The sequence below is a fragment of the Paenibacillus sp. 2TAF8 genome, assembly GCF_052114825.1.
Classification (GTDB): Bacteria; Bacillota; Bacilli; order Paenibacillales; family Paenibacillaceae; genus Paenibacillus.
The window spans coordinates 1-3,546 of the sequence record NZ_JBFRFN010000049.1; the positions used below are offsets into that span (position 1 = coordinate 1).

A 3,546-nucleotide genomic window follows, 5' to 3' on the forward strand; every position below is an offset into this window, starting at 1 on the left:
TTGGATAAGCCCTCGACCGATTAGTACTGGTCAGCTCCATGCATTGCTGCACTTCCACCCCCAGCCTATCTACCTCGTCGTCTTCAAGGGGTCTTACATACTGGGAAATCTCATCTTGAGGGGGGCTTCACGCTTAGATGCTTTCAGCGCTTATCCCGTCCGTACATAGCTACCCAGCGGTGCTCCTGGCGGAACAACTGGTACACCAGCGGTACGTCCATCCCGGTCCTCTCGTACTAAGGACAGCTCCTCTCAAATTTCCTACGCCCACGACAGATAGGGACCGAACTGTCTCACGACGTTCTGAACCCAGCTCGCGTACCGCTTTAATGGGCGAACAGCCCAACCCTTGGGACCTACTTCAGCCCCAGGATGCGATGAGCCGACATCGAGGTGCCAAACCTCCCCGTCGATGTGGACTCTTGGGGGAGATAAGCCTGTTATCCCCAGGGTAGCTTTTATCCGTTGAGCGATGGCCCTTCCATGCGGTACCACCGGATCACTAAGCCCGACTTTCGTCCCTGCTCGACTTGTAGGTCTCGCAGTCAAGCTCCCTTATGCCTTTGCACTCTTCGAATGATTTCCAACCATTCTGAGGGAACCTTTGGGCGCCTCCGTTACTCTTTAGGAGGCGACCGCCCCAGTCAAACTGCCCACCTGACACTGTCCCCGCACCGGTTTACGGTACCAGGTTAGAACCTAGATACGATCAGGGTGGTATCCCAACGGTGCCTCCACRCAAGCTGGCGCTCAYGYTTCAAAGGCTCCCACCTATCCTGTACAGATCGTACCCAAATTCAATATCAAGCTGCAGTAAAGCTCCATGGGGTCTTTCCGTCTTGTCGCGGGTAACCTGCATCTTCACAGGTATTAAAATTTCACCGGATCTCTCGTTGAGACAGCGCCCAAGTCGTTACGCCATTCGTGCGGGTCAGAATTTACCTGACAAGGAATTTCGCTACCTTAGGACCGTTATAGTTACGGCCGCCGTTTACTGGGGCTTCGGTTCACAGCTTCGGATTGCTCCTAACCACTCCCCTTAACCTTCCAGCACCGGGCAGGCGTCAGCCCGTATACTTCGCCTTACGGCTTCGCACAGACCTGTGTTTTTGCTAAACAGTCGCTTGGGCCTTTTCACTGCGGCCCCCTCGTGCTATTCACACTACCGGGGCACCCCTTCTCCCGAAGTTACGGGGTCATTTTGCCGAGTTCCTTAACGAGAGTTCTTCCGCGCGCCTTAGAATTCTCTTCTCGCCTACCTGTGTCGGTTTGCGGTACGGGCACCTTCATCTGGCTAGAGGCTTTTCTTGGCAGTGTGAGATCATGACCTTCGCTACTGTAATTTTCGCTCCCCATCACAGCTCAGCCTTAACAATGTGCGGATTTGCCTACACATCAGCCTTACTGCTTAGACRGRCATCCATCAGYCYGCGTCACTACCCTACTGCGTCCCCCCATYGCTCGTAACGATTTACGGTGGTACAGGAATTTCGACCTGTTGTCCTTCGACTACGCCTTTCGGCCTCGCCTTAGGTCCCGACTTACCCTGAGCGGACGAGCCTTCCTCAGGAACCCTTAGGCTTTCGGCGGATCAGATTCTCACTGATCTTTTCGTTACTCATACCGGCATTCTCACTTGTATAATGTCCAGCGCTCCTTACGGTACACCTTCAACCCTTATACAACGCTCCCCTACCCCTGGATCGACTTCACTCCAGCTTCGAAGCCCTGTGTTTATCCCCTGAGAAACATTTGGTCTTCCAAGATTTCAAACCTTGTCTGACAAAAATGTCCTTGTGGTAAACACCGCCTCAAAGAAGCAGTGAAGTCGATCCAAGCCATAGCTTCGGTGGTGTGTTTAGCCCCGTTACATTTTCGGCGCAGAGTCACTCGACCAGTGAGCTATTACGCACTCTTTCAATGATGGCTGCTTCTAAGCCAACATCCTGGTTGTCTGTGCAACTCCACATCCTTTCCCACTTAACACACACTTGGGGACCTTAGCTGATGGTCTGGGCTGTTTCCCTTTTGACAATGGATCTTAGCACTCACTGTCTGACTCCCGGAAGTAAGTCTATGGCATTCGGAGTTTGACTGAGCTTGGTAACCCTTGCGGGCCCCGCACCCAATCAGTGCTCTACCTCCACGACTCTGTTTTCCGAGGCTAGCCCTAAAGCTATTTCGGGGAGAACCAGCTATCTCCGAGTTCGATTGGAATTTCTCCGCTACCCCCACCTCATCCCCGCATTTTTCAACATGCGTGGGTTCGGGCCTCCAGTGCGTGTTACCGCACCTTCACCCTGGACAGGGGTAGATCACCCGGTTTCGGGTCTACGTCCACGTACTATGGCGCCCTATTCAGACTCGCTTTCGCTGCGGCTCCGGCTCTTCACCTTAACCTTGCACGGGAACGTAACTCGCCGGTTCATTCTACAAAAGGCACGCCATCACCCCTAAAAYGGGCTCTGACTTTTTGTAAGCACACGGTTTCAGGTTCTATTTCACTCCCCTTCCGGGGTGCTTTTCACCTTTCCCTCACGGTACTGCTTCACTATCGGTCGCTAGGAAGTATTTAGCCTTGGCAGATGGTCCTGCCGGATTCATACGGGGTTTCACGTGCCCCGCACTACTCGGGATCCGTCTCGGAGGGAACAGACTTTCAAYTACAGGGCTTTTACCTTCTTTGGCGGGCCTTTCCAGACCTCTTCGCTTAACCGGTTCCTTTGTAACTCCATGTGAGACGTCCCACAACCCCAAAGAGCAAGCTCYYTGGTTTGGGCTTCTCCGCGTTCGCTCGCCGCTACTGACGGAATCACTATTGTTTTCTCTTCCTCAAGGTACTTAGATGTTTCAGTTCCCTTGGTATGCCTCTACAYAACCTATGTATTCAGTTATGAGTAACTGGATATTACCCCAGCTGGGTTTCCCCATTCGGACATCCCCGGATCAAAGCTTGCTTACAGCTCCCCGAGGCAGTTTCGTTGTTCGCCACGTCCTTCATCGGCTCCTAGCGCCTAGGCATCCTCCGTGTGCTCTTAGTAGCTTAACCAGGCGCTCTCCCAGCTGAGCTATGGCCCCATATTATATGRGATGAAGAAATGGTGGGCCCTGGTGGACTCGAACCACCGGCCTCACCCTTATCAGAGGTGCGCTCTAACCAACTGAGCTAAGGGCCCACATTTATAAAATTATTGAACCCATATTGGGTTACGCTTGGCGGCGTTCTACTCTCCCAGGACCCTGCGGTCCAAGTACCATCGACGCTGAAGGGCTTAACGGTCGTGTTCGGGATGGGAACGTGTGGAACCCCTTCGCTATCGCCACCAAACGTTTGAGAGTTTGAGCTCTCAAAACTGAGCAACGAGTGAGTAACTAGCCGACCTGGCTAGATTTAAAATTTGAATGTTTCCACGCGGGAAACGATTCTCCATAGAAAGGAGGTGATCCAGCCGCACCTTCCGATACGGCTACCTTGTTACGACTTCACCCCAATCATCTATCCCACCTTCGGCGGCTGGCTCCTTGCGGTTACCCCACCGACTTCGG

The 3,546-nt window shown here is 53.1% G+C and carries 1 tRNA gene and 3 rRNA genes; all 4 read right to left on the reverse strand.

The features are described from left to right. Positions 1-3,049, reverse strand: a 23S ribosomal RNA gene (locus AB4Z30_RS29820). A 50-nt stretch (positions 3,050-3,099) separates the two neighbouring features. Further along, positions 3,100-3,176: transfer RNA gene (locus tag AB4Z30_RS29825), tRNA-Ile, on the reverse strand. Positions 3,177-3,211: 35 nt separating this feature from the next. Continuing rightward, positions 3,212-3,328, reverse strand: a 5S ribosomal RNA gene (gene rrf / locus AB4Z30_RS29830). Positions 3,329-3,433: 105 nt separating this feature from the next. Beyond that, positions 3,434-3,546, reverse strand: a 16S ribosomal RNA gene (locus AB4Z30_RS29835); the annotation flags it as partial.